Genomic DNA, 19,744 nt, shown 5'->3' with positions numbered 1-19,744 from the left:
GTGCCCCGAGTCGGAGGAATCGAATAAAGGCACGGAAACCACCCTTTGGGATGAACTGACGTCACGTGGCTGCCCGTTCACCCTCGGTACGGACACGATGTGCGGGTCGATGCCGTCGGCCCGCGTGATGTCCCCCATTGGCGCGGCCGGCGGCTCCATTTCTCCTGTGAGGGTTCCACACACGTGTCCACCAGTCCCACCAGCTCCTTCGGCATGCCCCGACGCCTCGCCGCGACCCTCGTCGCCACCGCGCTCACGGCCGGTCCCGCCGTCCTCCTCGGCGCCGTCCCCGCGCATGCCACCGGAGACCATGGCCCGGCCCGCGGCACCGCCGACGCGGTCGTGCTGCGTACCGGCGTGAACGTCGGGCTGCTCAACAAGACGCTCGACGTCCCGCTGAACGTCGCCCTCAACGAGGTGCACGCCCCGGCCTCCGCCAGCAAGACCGCGCTCACCGTCAAGCTCGACGGCATCGACCACGGCAGGCCGTTCAGCGTGCTGCGCGCCGACGCCGCCACCGCACGGGCCACCGCCGACCGCCGCAAGGCCGAGGGCTACGCCAACGTCGTGCGGGCGAAGGTGCATCTGCCCGGTCTGCCGCTGCTGTCCCTGATCGAGGTCCAGCAGGTCACCGCCAAGGCGGTCTGCGAGGCGGGCACCCGGCCCCGGGCCGAGTCGAATGTGCTGGGCAGCGTGCGGGTGCTGGGCAAGAAGGTCACGCTCACCGCGGGCGGCACGACGGACGTCAAGGTGCCGGGGGTGGGCCGGGTGCGGCTCGACCTGTCCAAGAAGAACGTCACGTCCAAGGGCGCCGCGGCCACCGCGCTCGACCTCAACGTCTCCCTCAACCCGCTGAAGCTGAACGTCGCCGACGTGCAGGGCCGGGTCACGCTGGCCAAGGCCACCTGCACCACGCCGCGCGGCAAGGCGCCCGAGCAGGGCGGCTCCGGCGGCACCAGCGGCGGCCAGACGAGCGGCGGTTCCAGCGGCGGCCAGACGGGCGGCGGCACCGAGCCAGCCGGCGGCAAGGACACCGAGGTGACGGGCTCCGGGCCCCGCACCCAGAACCTCGCGGAGACCGGCGGCAGTTCGGCCACCCCGTACCTCGCCGGCGGCGCCGCGCTGCTGCTCGCCGCGGGCGCCGGGTCGATGGTCTTCGCCCGCAAGCGCCGCAGCGCCGCACCGCAGGGCGGCCGCGGCTGACCGACCCCGTACACCGCGCCGGTGCTGTGGGGGCGTCGCGCGCGGAGTACGGCCCGGGGTGTGCCGTGCGGGCCGCGGAACGTACGGCACACCCCACCCCCGCCGGGGACCCCGCGCAGCGTGGTGTGCCGGGGGACCCGGCGGGGTCCGTCCGCGGGAGGACGCCGGGTACGCCCTACCGGAGCACCTCGCCCAGCGCCGTCACGAAGCGGTCCGTCGTGGCCCGGTCGCGCACCGCGAGCCGCAGCCAGTCGGGGCCCAGGCCGGGGAAGGTGTCGCCGCGGCGCACCGCGAAACCGCGGTCCCGCAGCGCGGCCCGCACCCCGTGCGCGTCCGGCAGCCGGATCAGCACGAACGGGCCCGCCGCCGGGCCGACCGTCCGGATCTGCCGGAACTCGCCCAGCCGGGCCAGCAGATGAGCCCGGTCCCCGGCGATCTCCTCGGCCGCCGCGGCCGCCTCCGCCAGCGCCCGGGGCGTACAGCACGCCTCGGCGGCGGCCAGGGCGGGGCTGGAGACCGGCCACAGCGGCTGGGCCCGCTCCAGGGCGGCGACGGTGTCCGCGGCGGCCAGGACGTAGCCGATCCGCAGCCCGGCCAGCCCCCAGGTCTTGGTGAGGCTGCGCAGCACCACCAGACCCGGCAGATCCGTGCGCCCGGCCAGCGACGCCCGCTCACCGGGCACCGCGTCCATGAACGCCTCGTCCACCACCAGCGTCCGGCCGGGCCGCGCCAAGGAGGCCAGCACCTCCGCGGGGTGCAGGACCGAGGTGGGGTTGGTGGGGTTGCCGACGACGACCAGATCGGCGTCCTCGGGCACCGCGGCCGGGTCCAGCCGGAAGTCGTCCCGGGCGTCGAGCAGCACCCGTCCGACCTCGTGACCGGCGTCCCGCAGCGCCGCCTCGGGCTCGGTGAACTGCGGATGCACCACCACCGGCCGCCGGGCCGCCACCGCGCGCGCGATCAGCACGAACGCCTCCGCGGCCCCGGAGGTGAGCAGCACCCGGTCCGCGGGCAGACCGTGCCGGGCCGCCACCGCCCGGCGCGCCGCGCGGCCGTCGGGGTACGCGGCGAGACCGTCCAGCGACGCGGCGATGTGCGCCTTGAGCCAGGCCGGGGGAGTGCCGGTGCGGACATTGACCGCCAGATCCGTCAGCCCGGCGTCGGCGCCCCGTACTTCGGCGTCGCCGTGGTGCCGCAGGTCGGGTTCGTGCGGCGGGGCGGCCGGGCCGGGGTCCCGGAGCGGTGCGGATCCGGTGCGCGGGGGCATGCTCACCGTTCCCCGGTGCCCGCGGCCAGGGAGGCGCTCTCCCGTGGCGCGCCGTGCGCGGGCCGGGCGTCCTCCGCCGCCGCCCGGCACTCGCACGACGCGCCCGCCACCGCCGCGCGGTAGCGCTCCATGACCACGTCGGCCACCTCGGCCTCCGGCCCGATCACCTGCGCGGCGTAGACCTCGGTGTCGGGGTGCGCCGCCGCCCAGCCCTCGGCCTGCATCCACAGCCGCTCCACCGGGCCGCCGGCGAAGAGGAAGTAGGGCAGGACCACGACCCGGGCCGGCCCGCCGGTGCCCGCCGCGGCCGCCAGCGCCCGGCACCGGTCGAGGCCGGCCGGGACGTCGGGTGCCGCCTGCGTAACGAACGCGGTCTCCACGCCCGCGAAGCCGCGCCCCTCCCACAGCAGCCGCGCCGCGCGCACCACTTCGGCGTTGGCGTACGGATCGGCAGCGCCGCGGCCCACCAGCAGCACCGTGGTGCGGGCCCGGTCCGCGGGCCTGCGGGCGCCGCTGCCCAGTGCCTCGTCCAGCCGCCGCTCCAGCACGTCGAGCAGCTTGGGGTGCGGTCCCAGCTCGGTGCCGCAGACGTGGCCGAGTCCGGGGTGGCGCTCGCCCGCCCGCTCCAGCACCTGGGGCAGCGCCTCCGGGACCGGCCCGGTCGGGGCGGTCAGCAGCGGTATGACGGCGAGCCGGTTCGCGCCCTCCCCGACGAGGCCGTCGATGGCGTCGTCCAGCGGCAGCGGCGAGGCCGGGACACCGAAGAACCCGCCGGCGACCGGCACTTCGGGATGGCGCTCGCCGAGCAGACGCACCAGCGCGCGCAGGGCGTCGGCCCCGCCTTCGTCGCGGGTGCCGTGACCGGCGATGAGCAGTGCGGGAGGGGTCGTCACGAGGTCTCCTTGGTACCGGTGGGTCCGCTGCCGGGCGCCGGGTCACCGACGACCGCCGTCCACCGACCCGGGCCATGGCGGGGCGGGTTGGGGGAGGTCATGACGATATCCGCAGCGGAAGAGCGGTCGGCGGCCGCTCCCTCCCTACCAGCGGTAAGGGCACCGCTGTCCGTTACAGCGGGCCCGGCCAGCGCACAGGTCGCCCGGGCCGGCCGGCCCTGCGGCGCGGACTTCCGCTTTCCGGCGACCAGTTCCGCGCCCGGGCCCGCGGCCAGCAGCGCCGCCGCCTCGGCCACGCTCGGCGTCCCGACGGCGGCCGCCGCGGCCGTGGACGGACCGGGCACCCGCACCGCCGCCAGGGCCGCCGCCGGGAACGACCGCAACGGCACCCCCAGCCGTCGTGCCGCGCCGAGCAGACCGGGCTCCGCCGCCTTGGCCGCGACCGTCGCCAGCGCGACGACCGGCCGGGCCGTACACCCCGCCGCCGCGCGGGCGGCCGCGATCAGCTCCAGCACCTCGGACACCGCGACACCGCGGCTCGCCCCCACCCCGACGACCAGCGGCGCGGCAGCAGCGCCGGTCCCGTCGGGTGCCCCGTGCCTCATACCGCGACGGCTCCCCGGCCGCAGGCGAGCGGGCCGTGCCGCTCCTCCAGGCGCGCGGTGAGCCCGACGGGCCCGGCGGTGACCGCCGCACCCGGCCGGCGGACGCCGCGCGCGGCCGTCCCGGCCCGGGCCGCCCCGCCGCCGGTGCCGCGGGTCATCGGGTGGCGCCCCGGGCCGGTGTGCTCCGTGCCGCGCTCGCCACCAGCCGTCCGGCCAGCGACGGTTCGGCGGCCCAGTGCACATGCAGATACGAGGCATGCACCCCGCCGGCCACGAAGCCCTCCACCCGCCGCTCCGGATGCGTCAGCCCCCAGGCCGGGTCCGCGCCCGCGCCCGGCTCCAGCACCGTGCGGTGGAACTCATGGCCGCGCACCCGGGTGCCGGCCGCGGCCAGCGCGTTGTCCCGCAGCGCCACCGCCTCGCGGTAGCCGAGGGTGAGGCGTTCGGTCATCCGGGCCTCGGCGGGCAGCACCCCGCACATCGGCTTCCCGTCGAGGGACCGGGACAGGTAGAGCAGCCCGGCGCACTCGGCGGACACCGGCGCCCCGGACGCGGCCAGCGCCGCCACCTCCGCGCGCAGCGGGGCGTTCGCCGACAGATCCGGCGCGTACACCTCGGGAAAGCCGCCGCCGATCACCAACCCCTGCGTGCCGGGCGGCAGGTGTTCGTCCCGCAGCGGGTCGAACGGGGCCACCTCGGCACCCGCGGCGGCCAGCAGCTCGGCGTGTTCGGCGTACGAGAAGGTGAACGCGGCGCCGCCCGCGACGGCGATCAGCGGCTTCTCCGGGGCGGCCGGCCCCTCGGCCGGCGCGAGTTCCGCCGCCGGGTCCCAGGGCGCGTCCGGCAGCTCCGGCACCGTACGGGCCAGCGCCACCAGCGCCTCCAGGTCGCAGCCCTCGCGGACCCGCGCGGCGAGTTCGGCCACCGACTCCACCGCGTCGGACCGCCGCTCGGCGACCGGCACCAGGCCCAGGTGCCGGGACGGCGTACCGGCCCGCCCGTCACGGCGCAGGGCGCCCAGCACCGGCACACCGGAGGAGTCCATCGCCTCCCGCAGCAGCTCCTCGTGGCGGTCCGAGCCGACCTTGTTGAGGATCACCCCGGCCAGCCGCACCTCCGGATCCCAGGAGGCGAAGCCGTGCACCAGCGCGGCCACCGACCGGGACTGCGAGGACGCGTCCACCACCAGCACCACCGGCGCCCGCAGCAGCTTCGCCACATGCGCCGTCGAGGACAGCTCGCCCATCCCGGACGCCCCGTCGAACAGCCCCATCACGCCCTCGACGAGCGCGAGATCGGCGCCCGCCGCACCGTGCAGGAACAGCGGCGCGATCCGGTCAGGACCGCACAGATAGGCGTCCAGATTGCGGCCGGGACGGCCGGTGGCCAGGGAGTGATAACCCGGATCGATGTAGTCCGGACCGACCTTGTGCGGTGACACCACGAGACCGGCCTCGGCGAACGCCGCCATCAGACCGGTGGCCACCGTGGTCTTGCCCGCGCCCGACGACGGTGCGGCGATCACCAGCCGGGGGATCGAACCGCCGCTCATGCCCTGCTCGCCCCGTTCACCATTCGATGCCCCGCTGGCCCTTCTGGCCCTCGTCCATCGGGTGCTTGACCTTGGTCATGTCCGTCACCAGATCGGCGAAGTCCAGCAGCGCCTCGGGGGCGCCCCGTCCGGTGATGACGACATGCTGCGTACCGGGGCGGTCGCGCAGCACCGACACGACCTCGTCGGTGTCGATCCAGCCCCACTTCAGCGGATAGGCGAACTCGTCCAGCACCAGCAGCTTGTAGGTCTCCGCGGCCAGGTCCCGCTTGACCTGCTCCCAGCCCTCGCGCGCCGCGTCCTCGCTGGAGGCGATGTCGCGCTGCACCCAGGACCAGCCCTCGCCCATCTTGTGCCAGGCGACGGTGCCGCCCTCACCGGACTCACCGAGCACCTTCAGCGCCCGCTCCTCGCCGACCTTCCACTTCGCCGACTTCACGAACTGGAACACCCCGACCGGCCAGCCCTGGTTCCAGGCGCGCAGCGCCAGCCCGAAGGCGGCGGTGGACTTGCCCTTGCCCTGGCCGGTGTGGACGAACACCAGCGGACGGTTGCGGCGCTGGCGGGTGGTGAGCCCGTCGTTCGGTACGACGGACGGCTGTCCCTGCGGCATTACGCGGCCTTCCTGTTGCCTTGCACGGTCCGTACGAGCGCGGAGACGCTGTCCGCGCGCAGCTCGTCGAGGGTGATCGCGGTGCCCTGCAGCTCACGGGCCAGCTCGCCCGCGAGACCCAGCCGCACCGGACCCGCCTCACAGTCCACGACCACCGAAGCGGTCCCCTCCGCGGCCAGCAGCCGGGCCGCGCGGCCGGCGCGCACCACCGGCTCCGGCCCGCCGGTCGCCCGGCCGTCGGTGACGACCACCAGTAGCGGCCGCCGCGAGGCATCCCGCATCCGCTCCACCCGCAGCACCTCATGGGCCCTCAGCAGGCCCTCGGACAGCGGCGTACGGCCCCCCGTCGGCAGCTGCTCCAGCCGCGCCGCGCCCGCCTCGACCGAGGACGTCGGGGGCAGCGCCAGCTCGGCGCCGGTGCCGCGGAAGGTGATCAGGCCGATCTTGTCGCGCCGCTGGTAGGCGTCCAGCAGCAGCGAGAGCACCGCGCCCTTGACCGCGCTCATCCGCTTCCGCGCCGCCATCGAACCGGACGCGTCCACGACGAACAGGACCAGATTGCCCTCCCGGCCCTCGCGGACCGCCTCGCGCAGATCGTCCCGGCGCACCACCAGTCCCCGCCCGCTGCGGCCACGGGCCCGCTGGTGCGGCGCCGCGGCCTGCACGGTCGCCGACAGATGCAGCTTGCCCAGGGCGCCGTGCGGGCGGCGGGCCCCGGTCGTCCGGCCGTGGGCGGTACGGGCACGGGAGCGGCGGCCGTCCGCGCCCTCGCCCAGGCCCGGCACATCGAGGCGCCGGGTCTTGAACGGCTCGGTGGCCCCGACCGCCGCTTTCTCGCCGGCCGCGCCGCCCTGCGGCGCGCTCCCGGGCTCGGGCTGCTCGGCCTGTCCGGGCTTCTCGGGGGCCTGGGGAGGCTGCGGGGCCTCCCGGTCCTGCTGGTGGGGGAGTTCGGCCTCCGGCGGGAGCGGGGACTCCTCCGGACCGCCGTCCTGCGGCGGGTGCCCGCCGCCGTCGGGACCGCCCCCGTCGGGACCGCCGTCCGGACCGTCCGGCTCCGGGTCGTCGTCGCCGTCCGTGCCCTCGTCCGCGCCGAACTCCTCCAGCGTCTGATCGAGCTTGTCCTCGTCCAGGCCGGGGGCGTCGAAGGGGTTGCGGCGCCGGCGGTGCGGCAGCGCCAGCAGCGCCGCCTGACGGACGTCCTCCTCCAGGACGTCGGTCCGCCCCGCCCAGGCGGCCAGCGCCGTGGCGGTCCGCGCCATCACGATGTCCGCGCGCATCCCGTCCACCTCGAACGCGGCACAGGTCGCGGCGATCTGCCGCAGCGCCGCGTCGCCGAGCATCACCGCCGGCAGCAGCTCCCTGGCCGCGGTGATCCGCCCGCGCAGCGCGTCCTCCTCGGCCGCCCAGCGGGCCGCGAAACCGGCCGGATCGGCGTCGTATGCCAGCCGGCGCCGGACCACCTCCACCCGCTGGCCGGGCTCCCGGGAGGCGGCGACCTCGACGGTGAGCCCGAACCGGTCCAGCAACTGCGGCCGCAGCTCGCCCTCTTCGGGGTTCATGGTCCCGACGAGCAGGAAGCGGGCCGCGTGCCGTACGGAGACCCCTTCGCGCTCCACGTACGAGGCACCCATGGCGGCCGCGTCCAGCAGCAGGTCCACGAGGTGGTCATGGAGCAGATTGACCTCGTCGACGTACAGGATCCCGCGGTGGGCGTCCGCCAGCAGGCCCGGCTCGAAGGCCTTCACGCCCTCCGACAGCGCCCGCTCGATGTCCAGCGCGCCGACCAGCCGGTCCTCGGAGGCGCCGACGGGCAGTTCGACCATCCGCGTCGGGCGCTCCTCGACGGCGCCCGTCCCGTGTGGCCCGTCGGGGCAGCCGGGGTCGGGCGCGGCCGGGGCGCAGGCGAAGCGGCAGCCGCCGATCACGTCCACGGCCGGCATCAGCGCCGACAGCGCCCGGACGGCGGTGCTCTTGGCGGTGCCCTTCTCGCCGCGGACCAGCACGCCGCCCACCGCGGGGCTCACCGCGTTCAGCAGCAGCGCGAGCCGCAGATCATCCATCCCGACCACTGCGGTGAAGGGGTACTGCGGGGTCGTGTCGTGCGTGGTCGTGTGCGCGGTCGTCATGCTGTGTCGTCCTCCACGTCGCCGTCGAGCTCCGGATTCGTCGTGTGCGTACCCCTCATGGCGCCCCCGGAGGCACGAACGGCAGCCCCTCCGGCACCCCTTCCTCGATCAGCCGCAGCAGCGCGCCGGTGTCCGCGTGCTCCTCGATCAGATCGCCCAGCCGGTCCAGCTGCTCCTCGCGCAGGGTGCCGAAGCTGGTGTCGGGGGCCGGGACGAACGCCCGGCCCGCGTCCGCCGCGACCCGCCGCAGGAACGCCCGGCGGAAGCCGTTGCTCTCCAGCGAGCCGTGCCAGTGCGTGCCCCATACGGAACCGGTCCGGCAACCGTCCAAGAACTCCTCGTCCCCGCCGGTCACTTCGGCGACACCGTGGTGGATCTCGTACCCTTCCACCGGCTCGCCCAGCGCCTCACCGGCCGGCCGCGCGAGGGTCTTCTCCACCGCGAACCGCACCCTTACGGGCAGCAGCCCCAGCCCCTCGACCGCGCCCGCCTTCGACTCGACCTCGTCCTCGATGTGCGCGCCGAGCATCTGGAAGCCGCCGCAGATGCCCAGCACCGGGCGGCCCTCGGCGGCCCGCCGGGCGATCGCGTCCGCCAGCCCGCGCTCCCGCAGCCACTCCAGCGCCCGCACCGTGCCCCGGGTCCCCGGCAGCACCACCAGATCGGCGTCGGCCAGCTCCTCGGCCCGGTCCACGAACCGCACCACCACGCCCGGTTCGGCGGCCAGCGCGTCCACGTCCGTGAAGTTCGACATCAGCGGTACGGCACAGACCGCCACCCGCAGCACATCCGCACCGTGCGGCGGTGCCACCACGCTCTCGCGCACCGCGCCGCGCAGCGACACCCGCAGACCGTCCTCCTCGTCGATGCCGAGCCCGTGCGCGAACGGCAGCACACCCAGCGTCCGCCGCCCGGTGAGGCCGCGCAGCATCTCCAGCCCCGGCTCCAGCAGCGTCACATCACCGCGGAACTTGTTGACCAGATACCCGGCGACCAGCGCCTGGTCCTCCTTGGACAGCAGCGCGGTGGTGCCGAAGAACGAGGCGAACACCCCGCCGCGGTCGATGTCGCCGACCACCACCACCGGGATACGGGCGGCCCGCGCGATGCCCATGTTGACGATGTCGGTCCGCCGCAGATTGATCTCGGCGGGGCTGCCGGCGCCCTCACAGATCACCGCGTCATGGGTACGCCGCAGCTCCTGGAGGCAGTCGGTCACGGTGCCGAGCAACTGCTCCTGGCGCCCGGCGTGGTAACCCCGGGCGCTGAGCTCGCCGACCGGCTTCCCCAGCAGCACCACCTGGCTGCTGCGGTCGCTGCCCGGCTTGAGCAGCACGGGGTTCATCAGCGCGGTCGGCTCCACCCGCGCCGCGGCGGCCTGCATCGCCTGGGCCCGTCCGATCTCCGCGCCCTCGCGCGTGACGAACGAATTCAGCGACATGTTCTGTGCCTTGAAGGGCGCCACCCGGACGCCCTGCCGGACCAGCCAGCGGCAGATGCCCGCCGTCACCACGCTCTTGCCGGCGTCGGACGTCGTGCCGGCCACCAGCAGCCCACCGCCGACGGCCCCGCCGGATACCTTCAACCGCCCGTTCACCGGCTCCTCCTCCTGCGCCGGGACCCCGGCTGTCGTGCGCGCAGCGCCGCGCCGGCCACCAGCCGCGCTGTCACCGTCGTCGCCAGCGCCAGCACGCTCACCCGGCGGGAGAGCCGCACCGCCCGCTCGATGTCGTCCGCCGCCACCGGCGGCGCCGCACCGTTGAGCACCGGACGGTGTTCCACCCGCCCGCCGTACGCCAGCGTGCCGCCCAGCCGTACGCCCAGCGCTCCCGCGAACGACGCCTCCACCGGGCCCGCGTTGGGGCTCGGATGCGCACCGCCGTCCGTCCGCCAGGCCCGCAGCGCACCGCGCCGGTCGGGGCCCGCGAGCACGGTCAGCGCGGCGGTCAGCCGGGAGCCGGGCCAGCCGGCGAGATCGTCGAGCCGGGCCGCGGCCCAGCCGAAGCGGCGGTAGCGCGGCGACTTGTGCCCCACCATCGCGTCCAGGGTGTTCACCGCGCGGAACGCCACCAGACCGGGCACCCCGCCCAGCGCGCCCCACACGAGGGCGCCCACCACCGCGTCGGAGGTGTTCTCGGCGACCGACTCCACCACCGCACGGGCCATCTGCGGCCCGTCCAGCGCCTGCGGATCGCGCCCGCACAGATGGGGCAGCCGCTCCCGCGCCACGTCCAGGTCACCCGCCGTCAGCGCCCCGCCGACGGCCCGTGCCTCCCGGCCGAGCGAGGTGCCGCCCAATACGGCCCAGACCGTCGCCGCGGTCAGCGCGACCCGGGCGCCGCCGCGGAGCGGTGACGGAGAAGCGGAGGGGGCTGAGGGGGAAGCGGGGGCGGCGCCCCGTACGGCGCGCTGCAGCAGCGCGGCAGCGGCGGCGGCACCGCCCGCACACAGCACGGTGTGAGCCGCCCCGTAACCACGGTGGTCGCGCCACAGCCGGCGCTCGACGGCAGCCGCGGCCCGGCCGAACGCGGCCACCGGATGGCCGCGCCGCGGATCCGCCGCGATCAGGTCGCCGAGAAAGCCGAGGGCCGCGCCGCACGCATATCCCGCGTGTTCGCCGCGCATCGGATCAGACCGCCGTCAGGCCTCGAAGGAGCCCTGCGGCAGCGGGAAGTGGGGATCTCAGGGGGCGGCCGGGCATGGCGGTATGTCCTCACTCAGGGTCCGCGCCCTGGCTCGACGTGACGGCGACAAGAGTCTCCTGGCTCCCGGATCGGCGTGTCCTCCGGCCTTCCAGTCCCGTCTACGTCATCCGACGTACACGAGGCGGACCGTGGCCTTCGCTGGAGGAACGCTCCCCGGTGACAGTGGCGGGACCGCGCCGGATTCGCACCGGACTTCCTCAGCTGTCGCCGAATGGCTCCGGCAGTCCACCACGCCCCGCGAATGCCCGTCAACTCACCCTTGACCTGCGACGCTGTCCCGTGGCAGGCGCTGTGGTGCACGCCACAGCGTGGCAGCCGGGTCACAGACGGTTGCCTGCGCCCCTGATCCCACGTCACTATCTGGTGCACGGCGGCGACGCGGCCGCCGGAAGGGGGCCGGGGGATGCCGGAGCACGCTGACCGCCAGGAGATCCGCATCAGGATCACGGGCACGAACAATCCCGAGCAGGACGTCGAGGACCTCAAGGCCTGGCTGGAGCGCGAGCCGTGGCTGAGCCGGCGGCCGCACGACTGGGAGCTGCGGCCGGCGGGGGAGCCCGACGAGGGCCCCGGCGACATGGCCATCGGCATAGACGACCTGATCCTGGTCGTCGTCGGCGCGGCGGCCGCGGAGATCACCAAAAGCCTCGGCATCGCCCTGCGCGAGTGGCTGCGGCGCCGCAGGGAGGACCGCGACACCGGCGAACGGCCCGCCGTGGCGGTCGGCGGCGGGGACGGCGAACTGCGCGCACTCGGCGACCCGGGACCGGATGCCCCCGAGATTCCCGATCCCGGCAGCCCGGCGAACGGGGGCGGCAGCACCGCCGGGGACTGAGCCGGATGGCCGAGTACGACGCGCGGGGCAAGGTCAACCGGGCGCTGCTGATCTGTGTCGACGACTACCGGCGGCTGCGTCCGCTCCCGGCGGTGCGGGACAACCCCCGGGAACTGGAGCGGGTCCTGCTCGCCCCCGGCACCGATCTGTTCACCAAGGGCGAGGTCGTCATCTGCCGGCCCCAGGAGCCGTGGGAGGTCGAACAGGCGCTGGACGCCGTCACCCAGGAGGCCCGCGGACTGCTGCTGGTCTACTTCTCCGGCCACGGCCGGGTGGGCCCGGACGGCGGCAATCTGCAGCTCATGGTCGGTGCGTCGGAACGGCGTCACAAGACCGTCTCCTGGCAGGACCTGGTGCTGTCCTACCTGGACAACGCCCGGGCCGACCGGATCGTGATCGTCCTGGAGTGCTGTTACGCAGGCAACGCCGGTGAAGCCTTCCACGCCTGCCGCACCCCGACGTCACTGCTGATGGCCGCGCAGCCCAACCGCCGTATCTTCAGCGGCGAGGAGCCCACCGGCGGCAGCGTCTTCACCCGTGCCCTGCTGCGGACCCTGGAACAGGGCATTCCCGGCAAGCGGTTCGTCACCTTCGAGGACCTCGTCCGGGAGCTGCGGGAACAGCTGGCCGGTGAGCGGACCCCGATGGGCGACGTCTGGGAGCCCCGCTCGGCGAAGCAGAACACCGTCGACGACGTCATCCTGTCCTTCGCCACCCCCGAGATCCGGCCGCCCACCCCGCTGCGGATCCGCTTACGCCGCCGCCTGAACTCCCGTTTCCGGCACTGGTTCCGCATCCTGATGGTGCTGGCGATCATCCTCGTACCGGCCACCGCGGGCGTCGTGCTGCTGAACCTCCCGAACGACGCGGAAGCCTGCCCGCCCGCCCTCGAACTGCGGCTGCTGACCGCCCCCGAGGCCGAACCCGCGCTCCGCCAGGCGGCCTTCGACTACGAGATGTCCGGCGCCAACACCCGGCCCCTCAACGGAGAGGGCGACCTCCCCGACGGCTGCCGGCGCGCCCAGATCACCGTCTACTCCGCCGCCAAGGACCAGGTCGACCAGGGCTTCGCCGCCGCCGGCCGCTGGCAGGGCGAGGCCCACGGCACCGGCAAGGACGGACCGGACGACCAGGGCATCGACCCCCTCCACCGGCCCGGACCCCAGCCCGACATCTGGATCCCCGAATCCACCGCCGACTACTACGCGGCCCGCCGCGGGATGCCCGCCAAGGGCTCCCCGGCGACCCTCCACTACAGCGCCCCGGTCGCCTACACCCCCTTGGTCGTCGGCATCCCGGCACACCGCCGGCTGGACGACGTCGAACCGGCCGCCGCCTCCTGGCGGAAGCTGCTCACCGGCACCGACCGCACCCACCACGACCTCCGGCTCCTGCGGCCGAGCCCGGTGCTCTCCGGCACCGGGCTGCTGCACACCATCGGCCTCTACCTCACCCACGACGGCACGGGCACCGCCTCGTCCGGCGCGCCCGACCTCACCCTCGCCCGGCACGCCGAGGAGCGGCTGTCCGCCCCGGGCAGCCAGTACGCGGGCAGCACCGAACTGCTGTGTTCGCTGCGCCCCGACGCGGACGCCGCCGGCGCCGTCGACCGGACGAAGTCCGCGCCCCTGGTGTCGGAGAAGTCCCTCGCCGACTACAACCTCGGCCGCGCCACCGGCAGTTGCCCGGCCCTGGACTCCCCGCTCCCGCTCCGCAACCGGTACGTCGCCTACTACCCCGAGAACGTCCCCGCCCTGGACCACCCGCTGATCCGCGTCGACTGGCGCGGCACCACGGACGCCACCCCGCGGCAGGCCGCCGTGGCGCGCTTCGCGACCTGGCTGCGCGCCCCGGACGGCGGGCAGCGCACCCTCACCGCACAGGGCTACCGCGGGGTGAAGGGCACCGGCCCGGCGCCGGGCTCACCGCTGCTCGACGGCCGCGCGGACATCAGCCTCGTCGCCCGGACCGTCCCCTTCACGGCGGACCCGGCCCAGGTGACCCAGGTGCTGGACGGCTACGACAAGGCACAGAGGTCCAGCCAGGTGCTGGTCCTCCTCGACACCTCCACCTCCATGGCGGACGGCGGCAGGCTCCCGACGGCCCTGAGCGCGGCCGGCCGCGTCCTGGAGATGGTCGGCGCCCGCCATACCTACGGCCTGTGGGCCTTCCCGGACCGCGCGCACCCCACCGACGCCGACGCGGTGCGCGAGCTCGTCCCGCTCGGCAGCGCCGACCCCGCCCCGGGCCGGGCCGCACTGGACCGGATCGCGGGCGGTGAACTGGTCGAGCACGGCGCCGCGATGGAGGAGGCGCTGACCCGCGCGGTACGCAGGATGAAGAAGTCCCCGGCCGCCAACAAGGCCATCGTGCTGATCCTCGACCAGGACGACGGTGCGGGCCCGGGGCGCGCGGCGGGTGTGGAGCGGACCCTCGGCACCCTCGTCGAGGAGGGGCCCGAAGTGCCCATCCTGGCGCTGGTGATGGGCAAGTCCGGCTGTGACACCTTCGCCCTCCAGCGGCTGGCCGGCGCCTCCCACGGCCAGTGCGTGCCCGGCGGCCCGCAGGCCGTCGACACCCTGGCCGGACGGATCGCCTCCATCGGCACGGCCACGAAGGGGGACCGATGACCGCTGCGCGCACCGCCGCACCCGCCGCCCTGGCCTCTCTGGCCCTGGTGCTCGCGATGAGCGGCTGCACGCCGGGGGAGCAACTCGTCCCGGAGAAGGGCGCGATCGTCCTCGCCACCGGCAGCGACCTCAGCAGCTCCGGCGTCCGCCAGGACCTGATCCACGACTGGGAGCGGCGCACCGGCCGTACGGTCCGGATCGTCAACCTCCCGGACACCGCCGACGGCCAGCGCAGCCAGCTGCTGGCGGCGGGCCAGTCCGGCAACGGCGGCTATGACGTGCTCAACCTCGATGTCGCCTGGACCGCGGAGTTCGCCGAGGCGGGTGTGATCCGCCCCTGGGCCACGAGCCTGGACGGCGACTTCCTCGACAGCGTGGCCAAGACCGTGGAGTACGACGGCAAGGTGTGGGGGGTGCCCTTCAACACCGACGCCGGGCTGCTCTACTACCGCAAGGACATCCTGCGCGCGTACGGCCACGGCGCCCCGTCCAACTGGGGCGAGTTGAAGGATATGGCGACCGAGGTGGCGCAGGCCTACAACCGCGAGGCCGCCCGGGACGCCGCCGCGGGCCACAGGAAGAAGCGGCCCACGATGTACGGCATGGTCGCCCAGCTGCGGCCCTACGAGGGGCTGACCGTCAACACCCTGGAGTCGGCCTGGGTCAACGGCGGCGACCCGGACGCCACCAGCTTCACCAAGGGCGAGCAGGTCGGCGCGCTCCAGCAGGGCATCGCCGACCTCAAACTCCGGCTCGACTCGATCATGCCGCACGAGGCCACCACGATGGACGAGACGGAGAGCCGCCGCTGGTTCGCCGACGGCCGCGCGCTGTTCATGCGCAACTGGCCGGTCGAATACGCCTCGGTCGCCGAGAAGCTCACGCCCGGCGAGCAGTTCGACGTCACCCAGCTGCCGGCCCGCCCCAGCGACGGCAAACGGATGTCCGTGCTGGGCGGGCAGAATCTCGCGATCTCGGCCGGCAGCACACGGCCGGCCGGCGCCCGGTCCCTGATCGAGGCGCTGACCGGCCCCGGCAGCGAGCGCTGTCTGCTGGAGCGGGGGTTCGCGGCCACCCGCGATTCGGCGTACCGGGAGGCGGCCACGGCGCCGCGCTGCCCGCTGCCGCCCGGCGGCGCGGAACGCGGTGAGCACGGCGCCACGGGGCCGGAACCACGGCCCGACCCCCGCACACTGCACGAGGCCCTGATGGCGGCCGCACCACGCCCGCGCAGCGCCCACTACCAGACCTTCAGCAAGGTCGTGCAGATCGGGGTGTCCGCCTATCTCAACGGCCGCGGCGGCACCGCCATCGCCGACCGGCTGGCCCGGCAGGCCGATGACGCGCTCGGCGGACGGGGCGATCAACGAACGGGGCGCCCGGTCCGTCGTGCCCGCCGGCGTCAGCCGGCGACGATCAGATAGATGCCATAGGCCACCGCCGCCGCGCACAGGCCGAAGGCGGCCATCGCGCCGGCCCGTGCGCCCGAACCCGGTGCGGCGACCGCGGCCGCCGCACCTTCCTGGACCGGCTTGCGGGACGTGCCGACGATGCCGACGGTGAACAGGCCCACGATCCCGACCGTCACCACGAGGGTGACGCCGAAGACCTGGCCGAGAGCTGCCCAGTCGATGCTCATGGAGTTCCTTTAGGTGATGACAGCTAGATGACAGCTAGCGGGTGACCGTCGCGGCCTTGGCGCGCGGGGCGGGTGTCGTGGGGGCGTGGGGGTCGGCCGCCGGTGCGTCGGCGGTCTCCGGGGTGCCGGCCGCCGGGGCCTGCTGGCCTGCCGGGGGCGGGGAGACGGTGCGCAGCGCGGCGGTCACCACGCCCGCCGGCTCCGCGGCCGGGCCTTCGTTGACATTGGTGTGGTCGACCGGCTTGCGCCGGGAGGCGGCCCAGATGGCGCCGCAGATGCCCAGTCCGAGGACCGCCACCGCCGCCACGCCCCAGTCGCCCTGGCCGGCGAGGAACGCGGCGCCCGCCGCGACCGCACCGGCGGCCGGCAGCGTCAGGCCCCAGGCGAGGACCATCCGGCCGGCCGTGGACCAGCGCACCACGCCGCCCTTGCGGCCCAGGCCCGAGCCCATCACGGAGCCGGAGCAGACCTGGGTGGTGGAGAGCGCGAAGCCGAGGTGGGAGGAGGCCAGGATGGTGGCCGCGGCGCCGGTCTGGGCGGCGAAGCCCTGCGGCGGCTGGATGTCGGTGATGCCCTTGCCCATCGTGCGGATGATCCGCCAGCCGCCCAGGTAGGTGCCGAGCGCGATGGCGACACCGGCCGAGGCGATGACCCACAGCGGCGGGTCGGCGTGCGGGGCGACCACTCCGCCGGTGATCAGCGCGAGCGTGATCACACCCATCGTCTTCTGGGCGTCGTTGGTGCCGTGGGCCAGGGAGACCAGGGCGGCGGAGGCGATCTGCCCCGCGCGGTAGCCCTTGGCGGTGTCCGCCTCGTCGCGGTTGCGGGTCAGCCGGTAGGTGAGCCGGGTCGCCGCCATCGCGGCCAGGCCCGCGACGACCGGGGCCGCCACCGCCGGGATCAGGACCTTCATCACGACGGCGTCGCCGTGCACGCCGTTGGTGCCGACGGACACCAGGGTCGCGCCGATCAGACCGCCGAAGAGGGCGTGGGAAGAGCTGGAGGGGAGACCCGCGAGCCAGGTCAGCAGGTTCCACACGATCGCGCCGACCAGGCCGGCGAAGATCACTTCAGGTCTGATGCCGGCACTCTCGTCGATGATCCCGCCGGAGATGGTCTTGGCCACCTCCACGGACAGGAACGCGCCGACGAGGTTGAGCACTGCCGACATCGCCACCGCGGTCTTGGGTCGCAATGCCCCGGTGGAAATGGTGGTGGCCATTGCGTTGGCCGTGTCGTGGAAGCCGTTCGTAAAGTCGAACACCAAGGCCGTGACGATCACGATCCCGATGAGAAGCGTGATGTGTTCCATTCACCCAGGCAATCAGTTCGAAGGTCAGTGTCGCTCGGACCGTACGGAGATCGGGTGAACGGAAAGTGAACTGGGACCAGCGCGGCGATGACGCCACCGCAGTGTTCACGCGGAGGCGCCTCCGGCGTCACTTCCGCATCACCCGTTGGCGAACTTCGTGGGCTTGGCCGACGAGCCGTTCGCCGCGGTCCTGTTGTCGTGGAATCACCTCGACAGTAAGGGGCGAGCCACCCAAGAGGGCTCAAATCAGGTCAATCCCCGGCACTGGCGCAGGTGTCCCCATATGGCGGATACCAGTTGGGTAGACCCCCGGCGTACGGTGCCCCGGCCCGCTCGTACGGTGTCGCGCACCGCATCCGCTTTCGCCGCACCGCGCCGGAGGACCCATGAAGGACCACCCCGACGACCTCGCCACCGCCTGGAGCGAACTCGTCGCCACCGCCCGCAGAACGGTCACCGACGGCCTGGTCGTCGGCACCTCGGGCAATGTCTCACGCCGCATCAGGGATCTGGTCCTGGTCACCCCCAGCGGCGTCCCCTACGACCGGCTCGGGCCCGGTGACACCACCGCGGTCGACCTCGAAGGCCGCCAGATCATCGGCGTGCTCCGGCCGACCAGCGAACTCCCGATGCATCTGACGGTCTACCGCAGCACCACGGCCACCGCCGTCGTCCACACCCACGCCCCGTACGCCACGGCCGTCTCCACCCTCGTCCCCGAACTCCCGCCGGTCCACTACATGACCGCGGCGCTCGGCGGCCCCGTCCGGGTCGCGCCCTACGCCCTGTACGGCAGCGACGAGCTCGCCGCGCACATGCGCGAGGCGCTCCGCGACCGCACCGGCTGCCTGCTGCAGAACCACGGCACGATCACCTACGGGGACAGCCTCGACCAGGCGCTGGACCGCACCGCCCAGCTGGAATGGATGTGCCGGGTGTGGCTCACCGCGAGCTCGGTGCCGGGCCGCACGCCGAACCTGCTGTCGGCCGGTCAGCTCGACGCGGCCGCCGCACAGCTGCGCGGCTACGGCCAGCAGGGCTGAACGACCGCCCCGGGCCGGACGGGCCCGGGGCCGGTCACCCGCCCGACTCCGCCCGGTGGCCGCACCCGGCACCGCTGCGCACACTGGTGAGGTGCGCCTGGGTACTGCGGCGGCCGTGGCCGCCATCACCGTGATAGGTGCCGGGGCGGCCGCAGTGGCGGTCGGCCGGTACGCCAGCGACATTGCCCTGAAACCATCGCCGGACCAGCCCTTCCCGGGCGACTCCCGCCTCACCGTGCACTCCGCCACCGAGGAGCGCATCGCCCTCACCCGCAGCCTGGCGTCCCTGCGGCCCGGCACGTACGGACTCACCGGCTCCGGCTGCCACGCGGTGATCGGCGACGTCGTCCACGGTGTCCCGCACCCCGCCGACGCGGTCGTCCGCCGCCTGGTCCGGGTCACCCACGGCACCCTCGGGCCGGGCAACCGGATGCTGCTCACCCCGCAGGTGCACATCGGCAACCCCCGGGACGCCCTCGGCCTCGACTGCGCCGACGTCGACATCCCCGGCGAACTCGGCCCCCTCCCGGCGTGGTTCGTCCCCGGCGTACGCGACACCTGGGTCATCACCGCACACGGTCTGGGCACCACCCGCGAACACCCCATGGTGGTCATGCCCTTCCTGCACCGCCACCGGCTGCCGGTCCTCGCCCTGTCCTACCGCAACGACCCCGGCGCCCCGCGCACCGCCGACGGCATCAACCACCTCGGCGACACCGAATGGCGCGACCTGGACGCCGCGATCCGCTACGCCCTGCGCTACGGCGCCCACGACGTCGTCCTCCACGGCTGGTCCACCGGCGCGACCATGGCACTGCGCGCCGCCACCCACTCCGCGCTGCGCGACCGGATCAGCGGTCTCGTCCTGGACTCCCCGGTCCTCGACCGGAACGCCACCGTCCGCGCACTGGCCGGCGCCCGGCGGATCCCCCGGGCCCTGCTGCCGCTGGTGGTACGCGCCGCCGAGGGCAGCACCGGACTGCCCCTCGACCATCCCGCCTACGCCGTCGACCCGGACGAGCTGGAGATTCCCACACTGCTCTTCCACGGGCCCGACGACCGGATCGCCCCCTGGACGGCCTCCCGCTCCTTCGCCGCCCGCCGGGCCGACCTGGTCACGCTGCAACCGGTCCCGCACGCACCGCACGCCGCGATGTGGAACGCCGACCCGTCGGGCTACGAAGAGGCGCTGCGGCGCTTCCTCACCCCGCTCATGTAGCACCGCCGCCTCCCGGCCCGGGCCGGACACCGGCCCCCACCGGCCGCTTCCCCCTCCACCGGCCCCGGCGCCCCGATGGCTGCCGGGTATACGGGGGGACAA

General features: G+C 74.7%; 17 protein-coding genes and 1 riboswitch. Of the genes, 6 read left to right on the top strand and 11 right to left on the bottom strand.

Features of this window, described 5'->3' with window-relative positions; all coding sequences use genetic code 11:
* Window positions 1–213 precede the first annotated feature (213 nt).
* Window positions 214–1,203, top strand: coding sequence for an SCO1860 family LAETG-anchored protein (locus NUT86_RS10840; protein ID WP_274740445.1), 990 nt, complete (start codon window positions 214–216; stop codon window positions 1,201–1,203).
* Between the two features lie 175 nt (window positions 1,204–1,378).
* On the opposite strand, the gene cobC is transcribed toward NUT86_RS10840, so the two are convergent.
* Genes cobC through NUT86_RS10795 form a run of 9 tightly spaced genes read right to left on the bottom strand, consistent with a single transcriptional unit; the run spans window position 1,379 to window position 10,884 of the window.
* Window positions 1,379–2,470 (bottom strand): Rv2231c family pyridoxal phosphate-dependent protein CobC, encoded by a 1,092-nt coding sequence (gene cobC, locus NUT86_RS10835; protein ID WP_159490305.1) that lies wholly within the window; start codon window positions 2,468–2,470, stop codon window positions 1,379–1,381.
* A 2-nt stretch (window positions 2,471–2,472) separates the two neighbouring features.
* Window positions 2,473–3,363 (bottom strand): sirohydrochlorin chelatase, encoded by an 891-nt coding sequence (locus NUT86_RS10830; protein ID WP_274734845.1) that lies wholly within the window; start codon window positions 3,361–3,363, stop codon window positions 2,473–2,475.
* The gene (locus tag NUT86_RS10825) at window positions 3,360–3,968 is read right to left on the bottom strand and encodes a cobalamin biosynthesis protein (protein WP_381284507.1); all 609 of its coding nucleotides are present in this window, start codon (window positions 3,966–3,968) and stop codon (window positions 3,360–3,362) included. The genes NUT86_RS10830 and NUT86_RS10825 overlap by 4 nt, the downstream gene beginning before the upstream one ends.
* Window positions 3,965–4,126, bottom strand: coding sequence for a hypothetical protein (locus tag NUT86_RS10820; protein WP_274734844.1), 162 nt, complete (start codon window positions 4,124–4,126; stop codon window positions 3,965–3,967). The genes NUT86_RS10825 and NUT86_RS10820 overlap by 4 nt, the downstream gene beginning before the upstream one ends.
* The gene (locus NUT86_RS10815) at window positions 4,123–5,520 is read right to left on the bottom strand and encodes a cobyrinate a,c-diamide synthase (protein ID WP_274734842.1); all 1,398 of its coding nucleotides are present in this window, start codon (window positions 5,518–5,520) and stop codon (window positions 4,123–4,125) included. The genes NUT86_RS10820 and NUT86_RS10815 overlap by 4 nt, the downstream gene beginning before the upstream one ends.
* Window positions 5,521–5,536: 16 nt before the next feature.
* Window positions 5,537–6,133, bottom strand: a complete 597-nt coding sequence (gene cobO, locus NUT86_RS10810) for a cob(I)yrinic acid a,c-diamide adenosyltransferase (RefSeq protein ID WP_018091818.1) — start codon at window positions 6,131–6,133, stop codon at window positions 5,537–5,539.
* Entirely contained in the window at window positions 6,133–8,259 is a 2,127-nt protein-coding gene (locus NUT86_RS10805; protein ID WP_274734839.1) for a putative cobaltochelatase, read from the bottom strand. The genes cobO and NUT86_RS10805 overlap by 1 nt, the downstream gene beginning before the upstream one ends.
* A gap of 55 nt (window positions 8,260–8,314) precedes the next feature.
* Window positions 8,315–9,856, bottom strand: a complete 1,542-nt coding sequence (locus tag NUT86_RS10800; RefSeq protein WP_274734837.1) for a cobyric acid synthase — start codon at window positions 9,854–9,856, stop codon at window positions 8,315–8,317.
* On the bottom strand, window positions 9,853–10,884 hold the full coding sequence (locus NUT86_RS10795) for a cobalamin biosynthesis protein (RefSeq protein ID WP_274734835.1): 1,032 nt from the start codon (window positions 10,882–10,884) through the stop codon (window positions 9,853–9,855). The genes NUT86_RS10800 and NUT86_RS10795 overlap by 4 nt, the downstream gene beginning before the upstream one ends.
* Before the next feature lie 129 nt (window positions 10,885–11,013).
* Window positions 11,014–11,163, bottom strand: a riboswitch (cobalamin riboswitch).
* A gap of 204 nt (window positions 11,164–11,367) precedes the next feature.
* On the opposite strand from NUT86_RS10795, the gene NUT86_RS10790 reads away from it, so the two are divergent.
* Genes NUT86_RS10790 through NUT86_RS10780 form a run of 3 tightly spaced genes read left to right on the top strand, consistent with a single transcriptional unit; the run spans window position 11,368 to window position 15,853 of the window.
* A complete protein-coding gene (locus NUT86_RS10790; protein WP_159490291.1) occupies window positions 11,368–11,799 on the top strand; it encodes an effector-associated constant component EACC1 in 432 nt (143 codons plus the stop codon).
* A 5-nt stretch (window positions 11,800–11,804) separates the two neighbouring features.
* Window positions 11,805–14,429, top strand: coding sequence for a vWA domain-containing protein (locus NUT86_RS10785; protein WP_274734832.1), 2,625 nt, complete (start codon window positions 11,805–11,807; stop codon window positions 14,427–14,429).
* Window positions 14,426–15,853 (top strand): extracellular solute-binding protein, encoded by a 1,428-nt coding sequence (locus tag NUT86_RS10780; RefSeq protein ID WP_274734831.1) that lies wholly within the window; start codon window positions 14,426–14,428, stop codon window positions 15,851–15,853. Before NUT86_RS10785 ends, NUT86_RS10780 begins: the two co-directional genes overlap by 4 nt.
* Here the strand turns inward: NUT86_RS10780 and NUT86_RS10775 are convergent.
* Entirely contained in the window at window positions 15,832–16,068 is a 237-nt protein-coding gene (locus tag NUT86_RS10775) for a hypothetical protein (protein WP_159490288.1), read from the bottom strand. The two genes, NUT86_RS10780 and NUT86_RS10775, sit on opposite strands and share 22 nt — an antisense overlap.
* A gap of 34 nt (window positions 16,069–16,102) precedes the next feature.
* Window positions 16,103–17,380, bottom strand: a complete 1,278-nt coding sequence (locus NUT86_RS10770) for an inorganic phosphate transporter (RefSeq protein WP_159490286.1) — start codon at window positions 17,378–17,380, stop codon at window positions 16,103–16,105.
* Between the two features lie 386 nt (window positions 17,381–17,766).
* Between NUT86_RS10770 and NUT86_RS10765 the strand changes: the two genes are divergently transcribed.
* Entirely contained in the window at window positions 17,767–18,423 is a 657-nt protein-coding gene (locus NUT86_RS10765; protein ID WP_266449230.1) for a class II aldolase/adducin family protein, read from the top strand.
* A gap of 91 nt (window positions 18,424–18,514) precedes the next feature.
* On the top strand, window positions 18,515–19,642 hold the full coding sequence (locus NUT86_RS10760; RefSeq protein WP_026170002.1) for an alpha/beta hydrolase: 1,128 nt from the start codon (window positions 18,515–18,517) through the stop codon (window positions 19,640–19,642).
* The last annotated feature ends 102 nt before the right edge of the window (window positions 19,643–19,744 follow it).

Source organism: Streptomyces sp. G7(2002), assembly GCF_028870195.1.
Classification (GTDB): domain Bacteria; phylum Actinomycetota; class Actinomycetes; order Streptomycetales; family Streptomycetaceae; genus Streptomyces; species Streptomyces nigrescens.
This window is presented reverse-complemented; position numbering and strand designations above follow the sequence as displayed.